General features: G+C 56.1%; 7 protein-coding genes and 1 other annotated feature. Of the genes, 6 read left to right on the forward strand and 1 reads right to left on the reverse strand.

What is annotated here, in order from left to right; translation table 11 throughout:
* A partial coding sequence (priC, locus tag AB7E14_RS20830) for a primosomal replication protein PriC (protein ID WP_428169887.1) occupies positions 1-119 on the reverse strand: 119 nt, incomplete at its 3' end.
* 69 nt (positions 120-188) lie between these two features.
* Here priC and AB7E14_RS20835 point away from each other — a divergent pair.
* From AB7E14_RS20835 to AB7E14_RS20860, 6 genes are all read left to right on the forward strand, one after another.
* Positions 189-566 (forward strand): DUF454 family protein, encoded by a 378-nt coding sequence (locus AB7E14_RS20835; RefSeq protein WP_043001552.1) that lies wholly within the window; start codon positions 189-191, stop codon positions 564-566.
* Between the two features lie 164 nt (positions 567-730).
* Positions 731-1,282 (forward strand): adenine phosphoribosyltransferase, encoded by a 552-nt coding sequence (apt, locus tag AB7E14_RS20840; protein ID WP_043001551.1) that lies wholly within the window; start codon positions 731-733, stop codon positions 1,280-1,282.
* Between the two features lie 112 nt (positions 1,283-1,394).
* Positions 1,395-3,323, forward strand: a complete 1,929-nt coding sequence (dnaX, locus tag AB7E14_RS20845) for a DNA polymerase III subunit gamma/tau (RefSeq protein WP_316961948.1) — start codon at positions 1,395-1,397, stop codon at positions 3,321-3,323.
* Positions 2,656-2,720 (forward strand) — a sequence feature (DnaX frameshifting element). It overlaps the preceding gene by 65 nt.
* A 53-nt stretch (positions 3,324-3,376) precedes the next feature.
* On the forward strand, positions 3,377-3,706 hold the full coding sequence (locus AB7E14_RS20850; protein ID WP_001515903.1) for a YbaB/EbfC family nucleoid-associated protein: 330 nt from the start codon (positions 3,377-3,379) through the stop codon (positions 3,704-3,706).
* The gene (gene recR, locus AB7E14_RS20855) at positions 3,706-4,311 is read left to right on the forward strand and encodes a recombination mediator RecR (RefSeq protein ID WP_043001549.1); all 606 of its coding nucleotides are present in this window, start codon (positions 3,706-3,708) and stop codon (positions 4,309-4,311) included. Before AB7E14_RS20850 ends, recR begins: the two co-directional genes overlap by 1 nt.
* A gap of 110 nt (positions 4,312-4,421) precedes the next feature.
* A partial coding sequence (locus AB7E14_RS20860) for a hypothetical protein (RefSeq protein ID WP_428169888.1) occupies positions 4,422-4,545 on the forward strand: 124 nt, incomplete at its 3' end.

The raw sequence follows: 4,545 nt of genomic DNA on the forward strand, positions 1-4,545 counted from the left end.
TGAAAAAGATGGCGATCGAAACGGGCGCTGATCGTGGCATGCTGCGCCACCGGCGCACAGCGTTGGCGCAGGAGGGCGAGCTGATCTTCCAGCTTTTGCAGCAGCATGGCGGTTTTCACTGTAACACTCCGATGAAAATGATAACTGTTATGCTAAAGTAGCGTTCTGGTTTGTGATATGCCTTTATTATGCAACGAATCCTTTTAATCATCACGGGTTGGCTGGCGGTTGTATTGGGGACGCTGGGCGTCGTGTTGCCTGTATTGCCGACGACACCGTTTATCCTGCTGGCTGCCTGGTGCTTTGCCCGCTCATCGCCGCGTTTCCATAACTGGTTACTCTACCGCTCGTGGTTTGGCAGCTATTTGCGATTCTGGCAGAAATATAAGGCTATGCCGCCGGGCGTTAAGCCCCGCGCGATCGTAATGATCCTCATCACCTTCGCCGTATCGCTGTGGTTGACCCCGATGTGGTGGGTGCGGATCCTGCTGCTGGTGATCCTGGCTTGCCTGCTGGTATTTATGTGGCGAATACCTGTGATTGACGAAAAGCAACAAAAGCACTGAAGCATAATAATCGCGGTTGCAATTGCCGGCAGTAGCCAGTAAATTCGACCGTTTTCGAGCACAGGCGCACTGGGTCAAATTAATGCAGCCAACAAAGAGGCCGCTTGAAGGATGAAGTGTATAGTGCGCCGTGAAGTAACACCGTATTAATCAGGCACAAACTTATGACCGCAACTGCACAGCAGCTTGAGTTTCTCAAAAATAGCATTAAAAGCATTCAGGACTACCCGAAACCGGGCATTCTTTTCCGTGATGTCACCAGCTTACTGGAAGATCCGAAAGCTTACGCACTCAGCATCGAATTGCTGGTTGAGCGTTACAAAAATGCAGGCATCACCAAAGTTGTCGGTACCGAAGCTCGCGGCTTTCTGTTTGGCGCGCCGGTAGCGTTGGGTCTGGGCGTTGGCTTTGTGCCGGTGCGTAAACCGCGCAAGCTGCCGCGTGAAACGATCGCTGAAAGCTACGAACTGGAATACGGCACCGATCAACTGGAAATCCACCTTGATGCGATCCACGCCGGTGATAAAGTACTGGTGGTTGACGATCTGCTGGCAACCGGCGGTACGATTGAAGCGACCGTGAAACTGATCCGTCGTCTGGGCGGCGAAGTGACCGATGCGGCGTTCATCATCAACCTGTTTGACCTCGGCGGCGAACAGCGTCTGGCGCAGCAGGGCATCAACTGTTATAGCCTGGTTCCTTTCCCGGGGCACTAATCGGCTCAACAGCACCTGACGTATTACCTGAAGACATGACCTCGCTGAATTAGTGAGGTTGTGTTAGCATTCCCCCCTATGAATCCACCTTCCAGCGTTTCAGAGCCAGCCAATGAGTTATCAGGTTTTAGCCCGAAAATGGCGCCCACAAACCTTTGCTGACGTCGTCGGCCAGGAACATGTGCTGACCGCACTGGCGAACGGCTTGTCGTTAGGGCGTATTCACCATGCATATCTTTTTTCCGGTACCCGGGGTGTCGGTAAAACCTCCATTGCCCGTCTGCTGGCAAAGGGACTGAATTGCGAAACCGGCATTACCGCCACGCCGTGCGGCGTGTGTGATAACTGCCGTGAAATCGAACAGGGGCGATTTGTCGATCTGATTGAGATCGATGCTGCCTCGCGCACTAAAGTTGAAGACACCCGGGATCTGCTGGATAACGTCCAGTACGCCCCGGCGCGCGGTCGATTCAAAGTTTATCTGATCGACGAAGTGCATATGCTGTCTCGCCACAGTTTTAACGCGCTGCTCAAAACGCTTGAAGAGCCGCCGTCGCACGTCAAATTCCTGCTGGCGACAACCGATCCGCAGAAGCTGCCGGTGACCATTCTGTCCCGCTGCCTGCAGTTCCATCTTAAGGCGCTGGATGTCGACCAGATCCGCCATCAGCTTGAACACATTCTTAACGAAGAGCAGATAGCCCACGAGCCGCGCGCACTGCAACTGCTTTCCCGTGCGGCCGATGGCAGTCTGCGTGACGCGCTGAGTCTGACGGATCAGGCGATAGCCAGCGGTGACGGCCAGGTTTCCACCCTGGCGGTGAGCGCGATGCTCGGCACGCTGGATGACGATCAGGCGCTGTCGCTGGTGGAGGCGGTAATCGCTGCCGACGGTGAACGGGTGATGACGCTGGTCAACGAGGCCGCAGCGCGAGGAATCGAATGGGAAGCACTGCTGGTCGAAATGCTTGGTCTGCTGCACCGTATTGCGTTGGTCCAGTTGTCTCCTGCCGCACTCGGCGGCGACATGGCGACGATCGAAGTGCGCATGCGTGAACTGGCGCGCACCGTGCCGCCAGCGGACGTTCAGCTTTATTACCAGACGTTGTTGATTGGCCGTAAAGAATTGCCGTACGCGCCAGACAGACGCATGGGCGTTGAAATGACCTTACTGCGGGCGCTGGCGTTTCATCCGCGTATGCCGCTACCAGAACCCGAGGTTCCGCGACAATCATTTGCCCCTGTCGCGCCAACGGCGGTAATGACGCCGACCCAGGTGCCGCAGCAGTCTGCACCCGCGCAACCGGCCCCGGCAGCACCGCTACCGGAATCCACCAGTCAGGTGCTGGCGGCGCGCAACCAACTGCAACGTGCGCAGGGAGCAACCAAAGCAAAAAAGAGTGAACCGGCAGCCGCACCCCGCGCGCGGCCGGTGAATAACGCTGCGCTGGAAAGACTGGCTTCGGTATCAGAACGCGTACAGGCTCGTCCTGCACCGTCTGCGCTCGAGCAGGCGCCGGCGAAGAAAGAGGCCTATCGCTGGAAGGCGACCACGCCGGTTGCTGAAGTGAAAGAGGTGGTGGCGACACCAAAGGCGCTGAAAAAAGCGCTGGAGCATGAGAAAACACCGGAACTGGCAGCTAAGCTTGCCGCAGAAGCGATTGAACGCGATCCGTGGGCGGCACAGGTCAGCCAGCTTTCGCTGCCAAAACTGGTTGAGCAGGTCGCGCTCAACGCCTGGAAAGAAGAGAACGATAATGCGGTCTGTCTGCATTTGCGTTCCAGCCAGCGTCACCTGAATTCCAGCGGTGCGCAGCAAAAGCTGGCGGAAGCACTGAGTCAGCTTGCGGGATCAACGGTTGAACTGACCATCGTAGAAGATGATAATCCGGCGGTGCGAACGCCGCTGGAGTGGCGTCAGGCGATTTATGAAGAGAAACTTGCGCAGGCGCGTGAGTCGATAGTTGCGGATAACAACATCCAGACCCTGCGTCGGTTCTTCGATGCGGATCTGGATGAAGAGAGTATCCGCCCCATTTGATCGTAAGCGACGCTTATGGTTGTCATCCCTTAACGTGATTGAGAGAGAAGCCTATGTTTGGTAAAGGCGGTCTGGGTAACCTGATGAAGCAGGCCCAGCAGATGCAGGAAAAAATGCAGCAGATGCAGGAAGAAATCGCGAAGCTGGAAGTGACCGGTGAATCCGGTGCGGGTCTGGTGAAAGTGACCATCAACGGCGCGCATAACTGCCGTCGCGTGGAGATCGACCCAAGCCTGCTCGAAGATGACAAAGAGATGCTGGAAGATCTGGTTGCTGCTGCGTTTAACGATGCTGCCCGTCGCATTGAAGAGACCCAGAAAGAAAAAATGGCCTCTGTCTCCTCCGGTATGCAACTGCCGCCAGGCTTTAAGATGCCGTTCTGATGCAAACCAGCCCGCTGTTAACTCAGCTTATGGAAGCACTGCGCTGCCTGCCGGGCGTTGGCCCGAAGTCGGCGCAGCGCATGGCGTTTACGCTGCTTCAGCGTGACCGCAGCGGCGGGATGCGTCTGGCGCAAGCGCTCACCCGGGCGATGTCGGAAATCGGTCACTGCGCCGATTGCCGCACCTTCACCGAGCAAGAGGTTTGCAATATCTGTTCAAATCCGCGTCGTCAGGAAAACGGCCAGATTTGCGTGGTCGAGAGTCCTGCGGATATCTATGCGATTGAACAGACCGGGCAGTTTTCCGGGCGCTACTTCGTGCTGATGGGGCATTTGTCGCCGCTCGACGGCATCGGGCCGGATGATATCGGTCTCGACAGACTTGAGCAGCGCCTGTCCTGCGAGCAACTCAGTGAAGTGATCCTCGCGACCAACCCGACGGTCGAAGGGGAAGCCACGGCGAACTACATTGCTGAACTCTGCGCGCAATATGGCGTTGACGCCAGCCGTATCGCGCACGGCGTGCCGGTCGGCGGTGAACTGGAGATGGTGGACGGCACCACGCTGTCGCATTCTCTGGCAGGACGCCACAAGATTAAATTCTGAACAAACGGAGGCTGTGCTCGCGGCCTCCGCTTGAAATCCCCCCCGGTTGTCCCCATTTCACCCTCAACGTGTTTTTACCATTGAAAATGGCATTGTTGAGGTAGATCTACATGAAAGGACAAGAAACTCGTGGTTTTCAGTCAGAAGTAAAACAGCTTCTGCATCTGATGATCCATTCTCTGTATTCCAATAAAGAAATCTTCCTGCGTGAGCTTATCTCTAACGCCTCCGATG

The organism is Citrobacter sp. (assembly GCF_050252275.1).
Classification (GTDB): domain Bacteria; phylum Pseudomonadota; class Gammaproteobacteria; order Enterobacterales; family Enterobacteriaceae; genus Citrobacter_A; species Citrobacter_A amalonaticus.

Excerpts from the sequence above, each read along its gene's own strand:
- AB7E14_RS20850 (WP_001515903.1), top strand. The coding sequence starts at position 3,377 with ATGTTTGGTAAAGGCGGTCTGGGTAACCTGATGAAGCAGGCCCAGCAG.
- dnaX (WP_316961948.1), top strand. The coding sequence starts at position 1,395 with ATGAGTTATCAGGTTTTAGCCCGAAAATGGCGCCCACAAACCTTTGCT.
- apt (WP_043001551.1), top strand. The coding sequence starts at position 731 with ATGACCGCAACTGCACAGCAGCTTGAGTTTCTCAAAAATAGCATTAAA.
- recR (WP_043001549.1), top strand. The coding sequence starts at position 3,706 with ATGCAAACCAGCCCGCTGTTAACTCAGCTTATGGAAGCACTGCGCTGC.
- AB7E14_RS20835 (WP_043001552.1), top strand. The coding sequence starts at position 189 with ATGCAACGAATCCTTTTAATCATCACGGGTTGGCTGGCGGTTGTATTG.